At 66.4% G+C, this 14850-nt stretch carries 15 protein-coding genes; all 15 read right to left on the bottom strand.

The window, feature by feature from the left end; genetic code table 11:
* Positions 1-13: 13 nt before the first annotated feature.
* Positions 14-1507, bottom strand: a complete 1494-nt coding sequence (locus tag CSAL_RS03330) for a mannitol dehydrogenase family protein (RefSeq protein WP_011505951.1) — start codon at positions 1505-1507, stop codon at positions 14-16.
* Positions 1500-2213, bottom strand: a complete 714-nt coding sequence (locus CSAL_RS03325; protein ID WP_011505950.1) for a nucleoside triphosphate hydrolase — start codon at positions 2211-2213, stop codon at positions 1500-1502. Before CSAL_RS03325 ends, CSAL_RS03330 begins: the two co-directional genes overlap by 8 nt.
* A 15-nt stretch (positions 2214-2228) precedes the next feature.
* Positions 2229-2978: an SDR family oxidoreductase gene (locus CSAL_RS03320; protein WP_011505949.1), complete on the bottom strand. Its 750-nt coding sequence runs from the start codon at positions 2976-2978 to the stop codon at positions 2229-2231.
* 17 nt (positions 2979-2995) lie between these two features.
* The gene (locus CSAL_RS03315; RefSeq protein ID WP_011505948.1) at positions 2996-4279 is read right to left on the bottom strand and encodes a D-tagatose-bisphosphate aldolase, class II, non-catalytic subunit; all 1284 of its coding nucleotides are present in this window, start codon (positions 4277-4279) and stop codon (positions 2996-2998) included.
* A complete protein-coding gene (locus tag CSAL_RS03310; protein ID WP_011505947.1) occupies positions 4276-5247 on the bottom strand; it encodes a sugar kinase in 972 nt (323 codons plus the stop codon). The genes CSAL_RS03315 and CSAL_RS03310 overlap by 4 nt, the downstream gene beginning before the upstream one ends.
* A gap of 2 nt (positions 5248-5249) precedes the next feature.
* On the bottom strand, positions 5250-6035 hold the full coding sequence (locus CSAL_RS03305; protein WP_011505946.1) for an L-iditol 2-dehydrogenase: 786 nt from the start codon (positions 6033-6035) through the stop codon (positions 5250-5252).
* A 77-nt stretch (positions 6036-6112) separates the two neighbouring features.
* Positions 6113-6805 (bottom strand): HAD family hydrolase, encoded by a 693-nt coding sequence (locus tag CSAL_RS03300; RefSeq protein WP_011505945.1) that lies wholly within the window; start codon positions 6803-6805, stop codon positions 6113-6115.
* Positions 6805-7947, bottom strand: coding sequence for an ABC transporter ATP-binding protein (locus tag CSAL_RS03295; protein ID WP_011505944.1), 1143 nt, complete (start codon positions 7945-7947; stop codon positions 6805-6807). Before CSAL_RS03295 ends, CSAL_RS03300 begins: the two co-directional genes overlap by 1 nt.
* Before the next feature lie 11 nt (positions 7948-7958).
* A complete protein-coding gene (locus tag CSAL_RS03290) occupies positions 7959-8780 on the bottom strand; it encodes a carbohydrate ABC transporter permease (protein WP_011505943.1) in 822 nt (273 codons plus the stop codon).
* 15 nt (positions 8781-8795) lie between these two features.
* Positions 8796-9683, bottom strand: coding sequence for a carbohydrate ABC transporter permease (locus CSAL_RS03285; protein WP_011505942.1), 888 nt, complete (start codon positions 9681-9683; stop codon positions 8796-8798).
* A 78-nt stretch (positions 9684-9761) separates the two neighbouring features.
* A complete protein-coding gene (locus CSAL_RS03280; RefSeq protein ID WP_011505941.1) occupies positions 9762-11072 on the bottom strand; it encodes an ABC transporter substrate-binding protein in 1311 nt (436 codons plus the stop codon).
* Positions 11073-11186: 114 nt separating this feature from the next.
* A complete protein-coding gene (locus tag CSAL_RS03275; RefSeq protein WP_011505940.1) occupies positions 11187-12143 on the bottom strand; it encodes a sugar-binding transcriptional regulator in 957 nt (318 codons plus the stop codon).
* A gap of 137 nt (positions 12144-12280) precedes the next feature.
* A complete protein-coding gene (locus CSAL_RS03270) occupies positions 12281-13660 on the bottom strand; it encodes a sensor histidine kinase (protein ID WP_011505939.1) in 1380 nt (459 codons plus the stop codon).
* Positions 13657-14328 (bottom strand): winged helix-turn-helix domain-containing protein, encoded by a 672-nt coding sequence (locus tag CSAL_RS03265; RefSeq protein WP_011505938.1) that lies wholly within the window; start codon positions 14326-14328, stop codon positions 13657-13659. Before CSAL_RS03265 ends, CSAL_RS03270 begins: the two co-directional genes overlap by 4 nt.
* Positions 14325-14666, bottom strand: a complete 342-nt coding sequence (locus tag CSAL_RS03260; protein WP_011505937.1) for a PepSY domain-containing protein — start codon at positions 14664-14666, stop codon at positions 14325-14327. Before CSAL_RS03260 ends, CSAL_RS03265 begins: the two co-directional genes overlap by 4 nt.
* Positions 14667-14850 lie beyond the last annotated feature (184 nt).

The following is a 14850-nucleotide window of genomic DNA, read 5'->3' as shown; positions in this document are numbered from 1 at the left end:
GAGTATCCGCTGCCTAGTCGCGTGACGCCATACGCCCCTCGACCACCTCGTGCAGTGTCGCACGCGCGCCTGCGGTGTGCAGGCCATGCAGCGCATGCAGGTAAGCATCGCGGAAACGCGCGTCGCGTGCCAGCTCGCCGAACAGCGCGGTCTGCTCGATGAATGCCGTGGGGTGCTCGCGATTCTTGCTAGCAACCGCCATCAAGCGCTCCTTGAGCCGATCGACCACCTCGATGGGCTCACCCTGCTCGTCGACGCCCTCGGCGTAACGCGCCCAGCTGGCGACCACGGCGGCACTGCGGTGAATATCGCCACCGCGCGCGAGCTGCTCGCGAATCACCGGCAGCAACCATTTGGGGATGCGGTCGGAACTCTCGGCACACAGGCGTGCCAGGGTGTCCTTGATCTCGGGGTTGGCGAAACGCTCGATCAGCGTCTGCCGGTAGTCGGCCAGGTCGACGCCCGGTACCGGCGACAGGGTCGGCGTGGCCTCGAGTCGCATGTAATCGAGCAGGAACTCGACGAACAGCGGGTCTTGGCACACTTCGTGGGCATAGCGATAGCCGGCGAGATAGCCGAAGTAGGTCAACGCCTGATGGCTGGCGTTGAGCAGGCGCAGTTTCATCAGCTCATAGGGCACGACATCCTCGACCATCTGCACGCCGACCCGTTCGTAGGGCGGGCGGCCGAGCGAGAAATGGTCCTCGAGCACCCATTGGGTGAACGGTTCGCAGACCACCGGCCACTGGTCTTCCACGCCGAAGCGTTTCGCCAGCGCCTGACAATCGGCCGGGGTCGTCACCGGCGTGATGCGATCGACCATGGCGTTGGGGAAGCTGACCTCGGCTTCCACCCAGGCGCCCAATTCGGCATCCAGCGCCCGGGCATGGGCGGTGAACATCTTGCGGGCGACATCGCCATTGCCTTCGATGTTGTCGCACGACATCACCGTGAACGGTGCGATGCCCCGTTCGCGCCGCCGCTGGAGCGCCGCGATGACCAGCCCGAAGGTGGTGCGTGGCGTCTGGGGCGAGGCCAGGTCATGGCGCACATCGGGGGTCGCGAGATCGTATTCGCCATTGGCGGGATCGATGTTGTAGCCCCCTTCGGTGACCGTCAGGGAGACGATGCGAATCGCGGGATCGCTCATGGCCTCGATGACCGCCTCGGGATCGTCGGGCGCGAAGAGATAATCGATGAGCGAGCCGATCACTCGCGGTTCATAGCGACCATCGGGGTGCTTGACCACCAGCGTGTACAGATGATCCTGCGCGGCCAGGGCATCGCGCATGCGCGTATCGCCGGGCATCACGCCGACACCGATGATGGCCCAGTCGAGCGCCTCGCCCCGATTCATCAGCGCATCGAGATACATCGCCTGATGAGCCCGATGAAACCCGCCCACGCCGATATGGACGATGCCCGGGGTGAGCTGCGAGCGGTCGTAGCTCGGCGTGGCGACGGCGGCATCGAGACGCGCCAGGGTAGCGTTGGTCAGTTCAGTCATGGGAAGACTCCTTGGGGCCGAGCGAGTGTCGAATAGCAGCGTGAAATTGCCAGCGCCAGTCCGGCGCCGCCGAGCGATCGTTGACCAGCCGTGCGTTGAGCATGTCCTTGTCATGGGTGCGTGCCCGCGCGCCGGCCGGGTCCTGCCCCATGTCTCGCCAGCGGCACAGCAGACGCTCGACCAGCACGCTATCGGGCACGTCGATGAACACCGACAGGTCGAACAAGGCTTGCAGCTCGCGCCAGGGCGGAGCCTCCAGCAACAGGTAATTGCCCTCGACCAGCACCAGGCGATGCTCGGGCAGGATCAGGCGGCCGCCGGCGCGTGCCAGGTCAAGCGGGCGATCGAATACCGGTACGGCCACCACGCCGTCGTCGCGACGCAGGCGTGTCAGGTCGCTGAGCAGCCCCGCGACATCGAAGGTTTCCGGCGCGCCCTTGATGTCCAGCCGGCCCTGGGGCGCGAGCACCGCGTTGTCGAGGTGATATCCGTCCATGGGGACGATGGCCGCCACACCCGGCTGCAGGACATTGAGCCGCTCGCAGAGCCGCTGGGTGAGCGTCGACTTGCCCGCCGCCGGCGGGCCGGCGATGGCCACCAGGGTGCGACGCTCCGGCGAGGCATGCGTCAGCAACCGCTCGGCCATGGCCTCGAGCGTCGGCGTCATCATGAGCGCGTCATCGGCGTTGGCAGAGGTATCCGTCATGGCTCCCGTCCCTCGTCAGCACGCGGTGTAACCGCCGTCCACCCGCAGGTCGGCGCCGTTGATCATCGCCGACTCGCGGGCGGCCAGGAACAATATGCTGTCGGCGATCTCGTCGGGGGTGGCGAAACGCCGGGTGGGAATCAGCGCCTTCATGCGCTCGCCCTTCTCCCCGGCCCAGCCATAGCGTCCCAATTCGGTGTCGACGACCGTCGGCGACACCGCGTTGGCGGTCACTCCGTGCGGCCCCCATTCCAGCGCCAGGGTACGCGTCAGCCCCAGCACGCCGGACTTGCTGGCACAGTAGGCCAGGTGCCCTTCCAGGCCGACGCTGGCCGCCTGCGAGGCAAGATTGACGATGCGTCCGTAGCCGCGCTCGCGCATGCGCCGTCCCACCGCGCGACAACACAGGAACACGCCGCGCAGGTTGACCGCCTGGGTGGCATCCCAGAGCGCGGCCTCCATCGACTCGGCGGGCGCCAGCGGGCCGATGCCGGCATTGTTGACCAGCACGTCGATGTGGCCGAAGCGCTCGATGGCCTGGGTGACCATCGCCTCGACGGCATCTTCCTCGCTGACATCGAGCACCGCGGCCAGGTGGGTGTCGCCGAGTGCCCGGGCGACCGCCTCGACCGCCTCGCTGCGGTCGGCCAGCACCAGATGGGCGCCGCCTGCCGCGAACCGCTCGGCGAGCTGTTTGCCGATGCCGTTGGCCGCCCCGGTGATCAACACCACGCTACCGCTGAAATCGAAGTGCAGTTGACGCATCGCCTCGCTCCCGCCGTTCAACGTGATTCGGGCAGGCAGGCCCGGGCATAGGCCGCGAGCACCTGCTGGATGTGCTGGCGCACCAGCGCGCGAGGCTCGGCCGCCAGGCGCCCCTCGCGAACCGCCCGATAGCCGTCGGGCAGATATTGGCTGATCAGGGTCGGTGGCATCGGTCGGCGGCTCAGCGTGTCGAACAGCGCCTCGACGTTCGCCGCCACCTCCGGCCGCGTCCAGTAATAACGGATCCGATCGCTCAGGCTGTAGCGACGCGCGAAGCGTTGCTGTTCGGCATCGCCCTCGTAATAGGCCTGCCAGTAGCGGGGGTCGTCACGCATCGCCTGTTCGAGACTGGCAGCGAGCGGCGGTGCGTCGATGCCCGGCGCCTCGGTGGCGATGGCCTCGAGCGCGAACAACGCCTCGCGCAACGCAAAGGTCAGCGCCGGCCCGACCTTGAGAATCGCGAAGTGGCCGGCCACCAGCTCGGCATAGGCAGCGGGCGTCTGATAATCGGTGGAGTGCGCCTCGAAGACGATGTTCGGCCAGGCGGCGATGGCGCGGCTCAACGCGCGCGCCTCGTCCGGCACGAAGTCGACCACCTCGCTGTGACCGAACTCGACCCCTGGCTGGACGACCACGCCGCGCACCCGGGCCCAGGCATCCGCCAGCCCTTGGGTCTCGAACACGTCGCGATGAGTGGCGAGAGTACGTGCCAGGTCGTCGGTGGTGGTCACCGCCACGCCGTCGAGGTGTTCGTGGGCACCGCCCGGGGTGGGCACTTCGGTGCCGATCACGTAGCGCAGCTCGCCGCAGCGATCGCCGACGGCCTGCTCCGCGGCATGGCATAGCCGCGCGGCACGCGCTGCGACCTGCGCGTCATCGAGTGCCGCCGGGTCGTCGGCGCAAGGCATGCTGGCGTCCAGGTGCAGCTTGGTGAAGCCCGCTGCGGCGTAGGCCGCGACCAGTGCCTCGGCCTTGGCCATCGCCGTCTCGGCGGGCTGATCCTGCCACGGCGAGGGGCCCAGGTGATCCCCGCCCAGAATCAAGCGCCCGGCATCGAACCCGCATTCCTCGGCGATCGCCGCGACCCGATCACGGAAATCGGCCGGCGTCTGGCCGGTATAGCCGCCCTCCTGATTGACCTGGTTGCAGGTCGCCTCGATCAGCAGCGGCGAGCCATCCTCGAGTGCCTGGTGAAACGCCGCCTCGAGCACCAGCGGATGCGCCGAGCACACCGAGTAGATGCCGCGTCGGCTGCCTTCGCGGTTGGCGGTGACGATAGGGTCGAGCAGATGATCGCTCATCGGGCACCTCCGTGGGATGCAATCAGGGCGTCGAGGGTAGCGCGGTCGCTGCACCCCTCCATGGGACCGACACGCGTCACCGCGTGGGCGCCGGCGGCGCTGGCCAACTGCAGGGCACGCTCGAGCGACTCGCCCGCCGCCAGCGCGGCCATCAGGGCGCCTCCGAAACAGTCGCCGGCCCCGGTGGGGTCGTGCTCATCGACGGGATACGCCGCCACGCGTCGGGGCGCGTGACCCGACGTGAAGGCCTCGCTGCCGCGTGCGGCACGCTTGAGCACCACCAGCGACATGCGCCGTTCGTCGAGCAGTCTCGCCACGGTCTCGGCCTCCGGCTCGCCATGGCTGAGCCAGGCAAGGTCCGCTTCGCTGGGCAGGAAGACATTGCAATCGTCGATGCGCGTCAGCACCGCCGCCCGGGTCGCCGGGTCGGCCATCAATTCGGCACGAATATTGGGGTCGAAACTGATCCGGCCACCACGCGCGCGAACCCGTGTAGCCAGCCGATCGATCAGTGCAATAGCCGCGGGTGAAGACAGCGACGAGCCCATCACATGCAGATACCGGCAATCCGCCAGTCGTTCGAGCCCGGCATCGTCGACGTCGAGACGCGCCGCTGCGCTGTGCGTCAGGTTGAAGATGAAGTCGCGGTCGCCGTCGTCGCGATAACGCACGAAGGCGGTGCCGGTGGGATACTCGGCATCGCGCCCCACCGCAGCGGTATCGATTCCATCGGCGCTCAGCCGATCCAGGATCAGGTCGCCGAAGCCATCGCTGCCCACGCAGCCGGCATAGGCGACCCGCGCGCCCATGCGCGCCGCCTGGGAGGCGAAGATCGCCGGCGCACCGCTGGGAAACGGCCCCTGGAAACGTCCCGGCACGTCGAAGCGCTGGCCGGGTCGTTCGGCGACGAATTCGGCGAGCAGCTCGCCGGCGGTGACGATATCGAAGCGAGGCAGGTCTGCGCTCATGATCAGCTCATCCAGTTGCCGCCATCGACGTTCAGCGTCTGTGCCACCACGTAATCGCTGTCGGCGGAAGCCAGGAACACCGCCGCGCCGACATGGTCTTCGGGACGCCCCATGCGACCATAGGGCACCGCCTCGCCGACCAGGCGCTTCTTCTCGCCGGCCGGGCGGTTCTCGTAGCGCGCGAACAAGGCATCGACCTCGTCCCACATGGGGGTGTCGACCACCCCGGGGGCGATGCCGTTGACGTTGATGCGGTGCTTGATCAGGGCGAGGCCGCAGGACTGGGTGAGGCTGATCACCGCGGCCTTGGAGGCGCAGTACATGCTGACCAGGGGCTCGCCGCGGCGCCCGGCCTGGGAGGCCATGTTGATGATCTTGCCGCCCTGGCCGCGCTCGACCATATGCGCCGCCACCGCCTGCAGGGTGAAGAAGGTCCCCTTGACGTTGATGCCGAATTGCCGGTCATAGCTGGCCTCGCTGACCTCGAGCACCGGGGCCATGTCGAATACCGCCGCATTGTTGACGAGGATGTCGATACCGCCGAAACGCGCCTCGACGGCCGCGATCATCGCCTGGCGCGAGTCGGCGTCGGCCACGTCGAGCCGCACCGCCATCACCGGCGCCTCGTCGACCTCGGCCCGAATCTCGGCGACCGCCTGCTCGGCGGCGTCGGTGTCGATATCGGCGATCGCCACGCGCGCCCCTTCCCGCAGATAGCCCTTGACGATCGCCAGGCCGATCCCGCGCGCGCCACCGGTCACCACTGCCGTTCGCTTGTCGAGTTTCATCGCTGTGGTTCCTTGTTCGAGTGAAGTCATGATGAAGCGCCAGCTTCGGGCCGTCGGCCATATCCCCCCGGCGGTCTTCAGCGCACGGCGTGACGCTCGCCGCGCCAGCGCTGTACCAGCTCGCCAAGCGCCGCCATGTGCGTGAGCACCTGCCAGGCGCCGGCGTCGCGCAGCCGTTGTGCATGGCCGGGCTCGACATGACTGGCGCCGGTGAAACCGATCACCGTCATGCCGGCGGCACAGGCCGCCCGGGTCCCCGAGACACTGTCCTCGATGACGAGGCAGGCGGCAGGCGCGACACCGAGATGCGACGCCGCCAGGCGGTAGACATCCGGCGCCGGCTTGGGGTGCGCGACCTGCTCGGCGGTGAACAACGGCGCCTTGCCGAGTTGCGCATCGAGCCCGGTGTTGGCCAGCGAGGCGACGACGCGACGGCGGCGGCTGTTGGAGACGATCGCCAGCGGCAGATCGAGGGCCTCGATGGCAGCCGCCACGCCGGCCATGGCCTTGAGCTCCTCGGCCAATCGCGCCTCGATCGCCGTGTCGATGCGTTCGAGGGCGTCATCGGGCAAGGCATGCGCGCTGCGGGCAGCCAGATGATCGAGAATCGCCTGGGTAGTCATGCCCAGTGCCCGGCGCAATTCATCACCGATCGCCAGGTCAGGCAGCCAGGCCGCCAGTCGCTCGCGCAGCACCGTCTCGGCGATGGCTTCGCTGTCCACCAGCACGCCGTCGCAGTCGAAGATCAGCACCTCCATGGGCGACTTCATCAGCGGCCGTCCGATGCCGAAGAGGCGCGATTTTCCTTGCGGTCGATATCGGCCAGCGGGTGGCGCGTCAGGTGCGCCAGGGCCAGGCCATCGGCAGTGAAAAGGTGCGCGCAGGCCGGGGCGAAGGTGAAGCGCACCTCGTCGTGCACGCGATGCGCGACGTTGCCGTCGGCGACCAGGATCCACTCGCTGTCGCCGTGCTCGAGATACAGTGAGGTGACGCCGCCGAGACGTTCGATGACTTGGATCCGGCCCGTCAGCGGTCCCGCCTCGTCGAGCACCAGGTGCTCGGGACGGATGCCCAGCGTCAGCGTGTCGCCGGCGCTGACGCCGTCGCCCGCGACCGGCACCCGGCAGTCGCCGCCGGGCAGCGCCACGTCGACCCCCTCGGCGTCGGCGCCGCGCACCTCGACCTCCAGGAAGTTCATCTTCGGCGAGCCGATGAAGCCGGCCACGAAGCGGTTGCGCGGGTGGTGGTAGAGCTCCATCGGCGAGCCGATCTGCTCGACCACGCCGTCCTGCAGCACGACGATCTTGTCGGCCATGGTCATGGCCTCGATCTGGTCGTGGGTGACGTAGATCATGGTGGCATCGAGCTCCTCGTGGAGCCGGGCCAGCTCGATACGCATCTGCACGCGCAGCGCCGCGTCCAGGTTCGACAGCGGTTCGTCGAACAGGAAGATGCTGGGGTTGCGCACGATCGCCCGTCCGATCGCCACGCGCTGACGCTGGCCGCCGGACAGTGCGCGGGGCTTGCGGTCGAGCAGGGGCTCGAGCTGCAGGATGCGTGCGGCGGCGAGGACCTTCTCGCGGCGCTCGGCCCTGGGCACCTTGGCCAGGCGCAGGCTGAAGCCCATGTTGTCCTCGACGGTCATGTGCGGGTAGAGCGCGTAGCTCTGGAAGACCATCGCCAGGCCGCGGTCGGCGGGCCCGACCTCGTTGACGCGCTGGCCGTCGATGGCGATCTCGCCGCTGGTGGTGCTCTCGAGCCCGGCGATCATCCGCATCAGGGTCGACTTGCCGCAGCCCGAGGGGCCGACGAAGACCACGAATTCGCGGTCCTTGACCTCGAGGTCGACGCCCTTGATGACCTGGGTGCCGCCGAAGTCCTTGACGATGTCGTTGAGTTGTAGCGTTGCCATGGCGGAATTCCTTATTTGACGGCGCCGAAGGTGAGACCACGAACCATCTGCTTCTGGGTCAACCAGCCGAAGATCAGAATCGGCGCGATGGCCAGCGTCGAGGCGGCGGACAACTTGGCCCAGAACAGCCCTTCGGGACTCGAGAAGGAAGCGATGAAAGCGGTCAGCGGGGCGGCATCCGAGGTCGTCAGGTTGAGGCTCCAGAACGCCTCGTTCCAGCTCAGGATGACCGACAGCAATCCGGTGGACGCGATCCCCGGCAGGGTCAGCGGCAACAGCAGGTAGAGCACTTCCTGCAGGGTGCCGGCGCCGTCCATGCGTCCTGCTTCGAGGATGTCCTTGGGAATGTCCTTGAAGAAGGTGTACAGCATCCACACCACGATCGGCAGGTTCATCAGCATGTAGACGATGGTCAGACCGAGCTGGGAGTCGAGCAGGCCCATGTCGCGGAACAGCAGGTACACCGGCATCAGCACGCCGACCGGCGGCAGCATCTTGGTGGACAGCATCCACAGCAACGTGCCCCGGGTACGCTTGGTCGGCAGGAAGGCCATCGAATAGGCCGAGGGAATCGCCACGATCAGCGCCAGCAGGGTCGAGCCGAACGAGATCACGATGCTGTTCAGGGCGAACTTCAAGTAGTCGGCACGCGCCATGACTTCGTGATAGCCCGCCAGGGTCGGCTCGAAGAACAGGCTCGGCGGTGTCGCCACGGCCTCGCCTTCGGTCTTGAAGCCGGTCAGCACCATCCAGAAGATCGGAAAGAACACGATCAACGCGATGCCCCAGGCGAGCAGCGTGAGCAGCAGTTTCTTGGTCATCGTAGGATTCATGCAGTGCTCCTCGCCTCAGGTCTCGAGATTCTTGGCCACGGTGCGGATCAAGAAGATCGCCACGATGTTGGCCAGGATGATGGCGATGACACCGCCGGCCGAGGCGCCGCCCACGTCGAAGTCCAGCAACGCGCGGATGTAGATGAAATAGGCCAGATTGGTCGAGGCCAGCCCCGGGCCGCCCGAGGTGGTGACGAATATCTCGGCGAAAATCGTCAGCAGGAAGATCATCTCGATCATGATCACCACGCTGATCGCCCGCTTCAGGTGCGGCAGGGTGATGAACCAGAAGATCGCCAGCGGTCCGGCACCGTCCATGCGCGCTGCTTCGACCTGGTCATCGTCCAGGGACTGGATGGCGGTGAGCAGGATCAGCAAGGCGAACGGCATCCACTGCCAAGCGACGATGATGATGATCGACGCCAGCGGCATCGACGAGAACCAGTCGATCACCGGCAGCCCGAGCAGGCCGCTCAGCCAGGCGAACACGCCGTTGACCGGGTGCATCAGCATGTTCTTCCACACCAGGGCGCCGACCGTGGGCATGACGAAGAACGGCGCGATCACCAGCAGGCGGGCGATGCCGCGACCGAAGAACTCCTGCTGGAAGAGCACCGCCAGCAGCGTGCCGCCGATCACGCTGATCGCCAGCACCCAGCCGACCAGCAGCAGGGTGTTGCCCATCGCCGTCCACAAGGCCGGATCGGTGAGCAGATAGGTATAGTTATCCCAGCCGGCGAAACCGGAAATCATGGGATTGATCAGGTTATAGCGCTGGAAGGAGAACCACAGGGTCATGCCCAGTGGCACCAGCATCCACAGCAGCAGCAACGTCACCGCCGGTCCCTGCAGGAACACGTTGCGGAAGCCGCCGACGGTTCGTCCGGACGTTCTCTCGCGCATGGGAATGCCCCATTGAAGGAAACAGGTCGGAAAAGGCGGCCGGATCATGACGATCCGGCCGCGGCGGGAGGCTATCGCTTAGTCGTAGTATCCCGCCTGGCGCATGGTGCGATCGACCGAACGCTGGGCCTGGTCGAGCGCGGCATCGACGGACTGTTGACCGGCAAGTGCAGCCCCGATCATCTGTCCCACCTGGGTGCCTACCGCCTGGAACTCGGGGATGTTGACGGTCTGCACGCCGATGTAGGGACTCGGCTTGAGCGTCGAATCGGTGGGATCGGCGGTCTGGATGGCGTTGAGCACGAAGTCGGCGAACGGCGCAGCTTCCTGGTACTTGGGATTCTCGTAGGTGGACTCACGGGTGCCCGGCGGCACACTGGTCCAGCCTTCGGTTTCCCCTACCAGCTCGATGTAGTCCTGCGAGGTCGCCCAGGTAATGAAGGTCCTGGCGGCGTCCTTGGCATCCGACGAGGCGGGAATCGCCAGCGTCCACGACCACAGCCAGTTGGCGCCCTTCGGGGTCTCGGCGATCGGCGCCGGGGCGAAGCCGAGCTTGTCGGCGACCTGCGACTCGTCGGGATTGTAGAGACGTCCGGCAGCGGACGTGGCATCGACCCACATGCCGCACTTGCCGCTGGAGAACAGCGCCTGATTCTCGTTGAAGCCGTTGGAGGTCGCACCCGGCGGGCCATAGTTGTTCATCAGGTCGACATAGAAACCGACCGCTTCCTTCCACTCCGGCGAGTTGATTTCCGGATGCCATTCCTCGTCGAACCAGCGACCGCCGAAGGTATTGACCAGGGTGCTGACGAACGCCATGTTCTCGCCCCAGCCCGGCTTGCCACGCAGGCAGATGCCATACACGCCGTTGTCGGGATCGTTGATCTGGCTCGCCCAGTCCTCGACCTGCTCCCAGGTCGGCTGTTCGGGCATCTCGATGCCGGCCTGCTCGAACAGGTCGGTGCGGTAGTACATCATCGAGCTTTCACCGTAGAACGGCAGCGCATAGAGCGAACCGTCCTGGCTCAGGCCGTCGCGGATCGGCTTGAGCAGATCCTGCTCGTTGTAGCTCTCGGGCAGGTCGTCGAGCTCGACCAGCCAATCCTGCTTGGCCCAGATCGGCACCTCGTACGTCCCGATGGTCATGACATCGAACTGGCCGCCGTCGGTGGCGATGTCGGTGGTCAGACGCTGACGCAACACGTTTTCCTCGAGCACCACCCATTCCAGGTCGATGTCCGGGTGAGCCTTTTCGAATTCGTCGGTCAGGCCCTGCATGATGATCATGTCGTTGTTGTTCACCGTGGCCACGGTGATGGTCTCGGCGTGAGCGGCGAACGAAGCCAGTGTCGCGGCTCCGGCCAGGGGTAGAGCGTAGGTAAGGCGCATGGCGTGCTCCTGGGAGAAGATCATTGAATTTGTTTTGATCAATCTACTCATCGAGTATTCAAATGATCATTTGCAGCGCCAAAAAAAGCAAACCCCTCACGCTTAGACTTTGGCCTAAGCCCCCAATGCGGACACGATATAGCGAGCCGCCGCTTCGTCCGTCACCAGTCCCTTGAGCCAGCCGCCTCGCAGGGCGCTCAGGATGGCCGGCCCCTTGTCGTGCCCGCCCGCCAGGCCCATCAGCGGCTGCCCGCCCAGTGCCGAGAGCGGCAGGCTGGTGATGCGACGCGTGATCGGACAGTCGATGAGCCGTCCCTGGATATCCAGCGGCCAGCCGAGCAGTTCTCCTACCGCACCGGCCTCGAGCAGCTCGTTGAGTTCGGCCTCGCTGATGAAATGATCCTGGAACAGGGTCGCGCGCGGATCGATGCGGCCAATGCCGATGACCCCGGTTTCGGCCTCGCGGGCGATATGAAACACCGCCTGCACCAGCTGCTGGGCAAGCAACGCTTCCTTCTCTTCCACCGAGGCGGCCACTACCGGCGCGGGCAGCAGGAAGCGCTCCGCCCCGGTCTTGTCGGCCAGGACCATCACCCCGTCATAGCGGTTGGCGGAACCGTCGCGGGCGACATTGCCCACCAGCGAGACGATACGATGCTGCGAGCGATCCAGGCGACTCAGGGCTTCCACGGTGGCACGCACCGAACGCCCGGTACCCAGCGACAGCGTCAGGGGCGCTTGACGATCGAGAAGGCTCGCCAGCCGTTCGGCGCCGGCCTGGGCGAGAAAGCGAGGACTGCTTTCCGGCAGCTCGGGGTCGCTGGGCACCACATCGCAGAAATCCAATCCGAAGTGCGTGAGAATCGCCTCGCCCATGGCCATGCACTGGGAGATGGGATGATCGACATGTACCTTGACCAGCCCTTCCTGACGCGCCAGGGCCAGCAAGCGCTGGACCCCGGGTCGCGAGACGCCCAGCAGGCGGGCGATATCGTCCTGCGTGCGCCCACCGACGTAGGAGAGCCAGGCCGCGCGCGCCGCCTGCTCGCGCTTGAGTTCGTATTTATCCATCGCCGCTGCTCCTGATGGAAGGCCCGTTACCGGACGACCACGTACTTGAACATCACGTCTGTCGAACGCCAATGCCAGGCATCATCGCAACCGCGCACGCACCGTACAACTGAGACGATGGCACAGTGGCACCGCGATCACGACTCGGCGACACTCGGCGCCACCGGCGATGACGGTAACCAGGCACGCGCCGCCAGTCCGCCCAGCGTAGACTCGGCGAGCTGCAGACGACCGCCGTAGAGAGTCATCAAATCCTCGACGATCGCCAGCCCCAGGCCGGAGCCGGAGCGCCGTTCGTCGAGACGCGCGCCGCGTGCCAGGGCGGCCTCACGCTGGTCCTCGCTCATCCCCGGCCCGTCGTCTTCGATCACCAGCGCGACGCCCGCGCCCTGCGGATAGAAACGCAGCGAGACCTGCGACGACGCCCAGCGCAGGGCATTCTCGAGCAGGTTGCCGACCAGTTCCTGAAGATCCTGGGCATCCATGCGCACACTGAGGTCGGCCGCCAGCTCGGCGTCCAGCCGAACCCCGCGCCGCTCCCCCATCCGGGTCAGGCCATCGAGCACCGGGGCGAGGGTTTTCCCGACATCGATCTTGCCGGCCAGCACGCCGCCCCCCGTCGCCGAGGCACGTGCCAGATGGTGACGCACGGCATCGTCGATGCGTCCGAGCTCGCCCTGCACACGGTCACGCGTCTCGTCTGGAAAACGCTCCGCCAGCGTCGTCAGCACGCTGACCGGAGTCTTGAGGGCATGCGCCAGATTACCGGCGGCATGGCGGCCACGTTCGATCAGCCGCCGATCGCGTTCCAGCACACCGTTCATGGCACCTGCCAGACGTGCCAGTTCGTCGGGCAGAAAACGCGTCTCCAGACTCTCGGCGTCTCCGGACTCCACGGCCCGCAAGTTGGCGTGCATGCGCCGCAGCGGCGCCAGTCCCCAGCGGATCTGCACCGCCAGGCCGACCAGCAGCAAGGCCCCCAGTGCCAGCAGCGACAGGCCCAACAACCACTCGAAACGCGCCACTTCGCGATCCAGCTCCTCGCGAGAAGCGGCGACGCTGACATGCAGCGTCCCGGCATGCCCCGGCAAGCGGATGTCGCGTTCCATGACTCGCAAGCGATTGCCGCGCGGCCCATCGACTTCGGAGACCGCCAGGCCCTGGATGTCGTCGGTCGGCAGGCGCTGATCCCATAGCGAGCGCGACGTCAGTGCCTGCTCCTCGCCCGCCACCTGCCAGTACCAGCCCGAGTAGACGCGCTCGAAGCGTGGATCGCCCAAGGAACGCGTCATGCGCAGTTCATTGCTCTGGGGATCGAGCTGCGCCCCGGCCAGCAGCACGTTGAGCAATGACTCGAGGCGATCGTCGAAGGCAGTGGTGACGGCATCGCGGAAGTTATAGGCCAGGCCGGTGCCGGCCAGTGGCAACGCGACCATGACCAGCAACAGCGAGGCGATCAGCAACCGAGCCCGGATCGAGGTACGCGCGATGCGCTGTTGCCAGGCGCGTCGCCTCATGGCGTCTCCTCGAGCGCCACCAGACGATAGCCCTGGCCGCGCAGGGTCTCGATGCGCTGGTTGCCCAGCTTGCGACGCAGGCGGCTGATCTGGACATCGATGACGTTGGAGTCGGGCTCGTGGTCCCGGTCATAGACATGCTCCGAAAGCTCGGTGCGGGTCACGATGCGCGGGGCGGCATGCAGCAGATACGCCAGCAGGCGCGATTCCTGGGCCGTCAGCGTGATCGGACGGCCTGCCAGGGTGACACTGCCGGTATGCGTATCCAGTGCCAGCTCGCCGAGCTTGAGGATCGGATGCGCATGCCCGTGGCTGCGTCGTACCAGGGCACGCAGACGGAACAGGACTTCTGCCGTCTCGAAGGGCTTGGTGACGTAATCGTCGGCCCCGGCGGAGAAGCCGGCCGCCTTGTCCGACCAGCGCTCGCGCGCCGTCAGTACCAGCACCGGCAGATCGATGCCGTCTTCGCGCCACGCGGCGAGCCAGCGGGTGCCATCGCCATCGGGAAGGCCCAGATCGAGAATCACGGCATCGTAGGCTTCCACGCGCACCAGATAATCGGCTGCTTCGCCGTTCGCGGCATGCTCCCACAGCAGTCCGGCCTCGACGAAGGCTTCGCCGAGGGCTTGCGCCAGCGCGGTATCATCCTCGACCAGCAATACCTTCATGGACGCGTCATCCCCTCGATATTGACCCCTTCGATGCCGATCAGCTCGCCATTGGCGGCATCGAATTCAAATTCGACCACCTGCCCCTGCGGGCCGATCATTTCGATCTCGTAGCGCGGCGCCTCGTTCTCGTGTTCGAGTTCGACCTCCAGCACTTGCCCAACATAGCGATGCTCGAGCCAGTCAAGCACCGTGGGCAGGGCCACGACGCGCCCCTCCTGCACCTCGCGATGCAGCGAACGCCACTCATCGTCATCGGCCATGACCAGTGACTGGCAGGCCATGATTCCCACCGCCGCCAGCATGAGTGCCTTGAGACATCCATTGAAGCGTTTCATGCCCACACCCTGCCAGACACGACATGAATACAGCATGAACAAGGCGCTCGTCTCCGCGACAGCCCGGCCGGACGAACCTCGTGACAGCCCGGCGACGGCACGCCTGAACATGAACGGAAGATGAACATCGTTTTCAGGCGACTGCAAGGTCGTCGCCGCTAGGCTCGCTTCATCGCTGGCGTAA

It is taken from the genome of Chromohalobacter israelensis DSM 3043, from assembly GCF_000055785.1.
In the GTDB taxonomy this organism is placed as follows: Bacteria; Pseudomonadota; Gammaproteobacteria; order Pseudomonadales; family Halomonadaceae; genus Chromohalobacter; species Chromohalobacter israelensis.
Note: the sequence above shows the minus strand (reverse complement) of the source record. Positions and strands in the feature narration are given on the sequence as shown.

Excerpts from the sequence above, each read along its gene's own strand:
- CSAL_RS03330 (WP_011505951.1), bottom strand. The coding sequence starts at position 1,507 with ATGACTGAACTGACCAACGCTACCCTGGCGCGTCTCGATGCCGCCGTC.
- CSAL_RS03325 (WP_011505950.1), bottom strand. The coding sequence starts at position 2,213 with ATGACGGATACCTCTGCCAACGCCGATGACGCGCTCATGATGACGCCG.
- CSAL_RS03320 (WP_011505949.1), bottom strand. The coding sequence starts at position 2,978 with ATGCGTCAACTGCACTTCGATTTCAGCGGTAGCGTGGTGTTGATCACC.
- CSAL_RS03315 (WP_011505948.1), bottom strand. The coding sequence starts at position 4,279 with ATGAGCGATCATCTGCTCGACCCTATCGTCACCGCCAACCGCGAAGGC.
- CSAL_RS03310 (WP_011505947.1), bottom strand. The coding sequence starts at position 5,247 with ATGAGCGCAGACCTGCCTCGCTTCGATATCGTCACCGCCGGCGAGCTG.
- CSAL_RS03305 (WP_011505946.1), bottom strand. The coding sequence starts at position 6,035 with ATGAAACTCGACAAGCGAACGGCAGTGGTGACCGGTGGCGCGCGCGGG.
- CSAL_RS03300 (WP_011505945.1), bottom strand. The coding sequence starts at position 6,805 with ATGAAGTCGCCCATGGAGGTGCTGATCTTCGACTGCGACGGCGTGCTG.
- CSAL_RS03295 (WP_011505944.1), bottom strand. The coding sequence starts at position 7,947 with ATGGCAACGCTACAACTCAACGACATCGTCAAGGACTTCGGCGGCACC.
- CSAL_RS03290 (WP_011505943.1), bottom strand. The coding sequence starts at position 8,780 with ATGAATCCTACGATGACCAAGAAACTGCTGCTCACGCTGCTCGCCTGG.
- CSAL_RS03285 (WP_011505942.1), bottom strand. The coding sequence starts at position 9,683 with ATGCGCGAGAGAACGTCCGGACGAACCGTCGGCGGCTTCCGCAACGTG.
- CSAL_RS03280 (WP_011505941.1), bottom strand. The coding sequence starts at position 11,072 with ATGCGCCTTACCTACGCTCTACCCCTGGCCGGAGCCGCGACACTGGCT.
- CSAL_RS03275 (WP_011505940.1), bottom strand. The coding sequence starts at position 12,143 with ATGGATAAATACGAACTCAAGCGCGAGCAGGCGGCGCGCGCGGCCTGG.
- CSAL_RS03270 (WP_011505939.1), bottom strand. The coding sequence starts at position 13,660 with ATGAGGCGACGCGCCTGGCAACAGCGCATCGCGCGTACCTCGATCCGG.
- CSAL_RS03265 (WP_011505938.1), bottom strand. The coding sequence starts at position 14,328 with ATGAAGGTATTGCTGGTCGAGGATGATACCGCGCTGGCGCAAGCCCTC.
- CSAL_RS03260 (WP_011505937.1), bottom strand. The coding sequence starts at position 14,666 with ATGAAACGCTTCAATGGATGTCTCAAGGCACTCATGCTGGCGGCGGTG.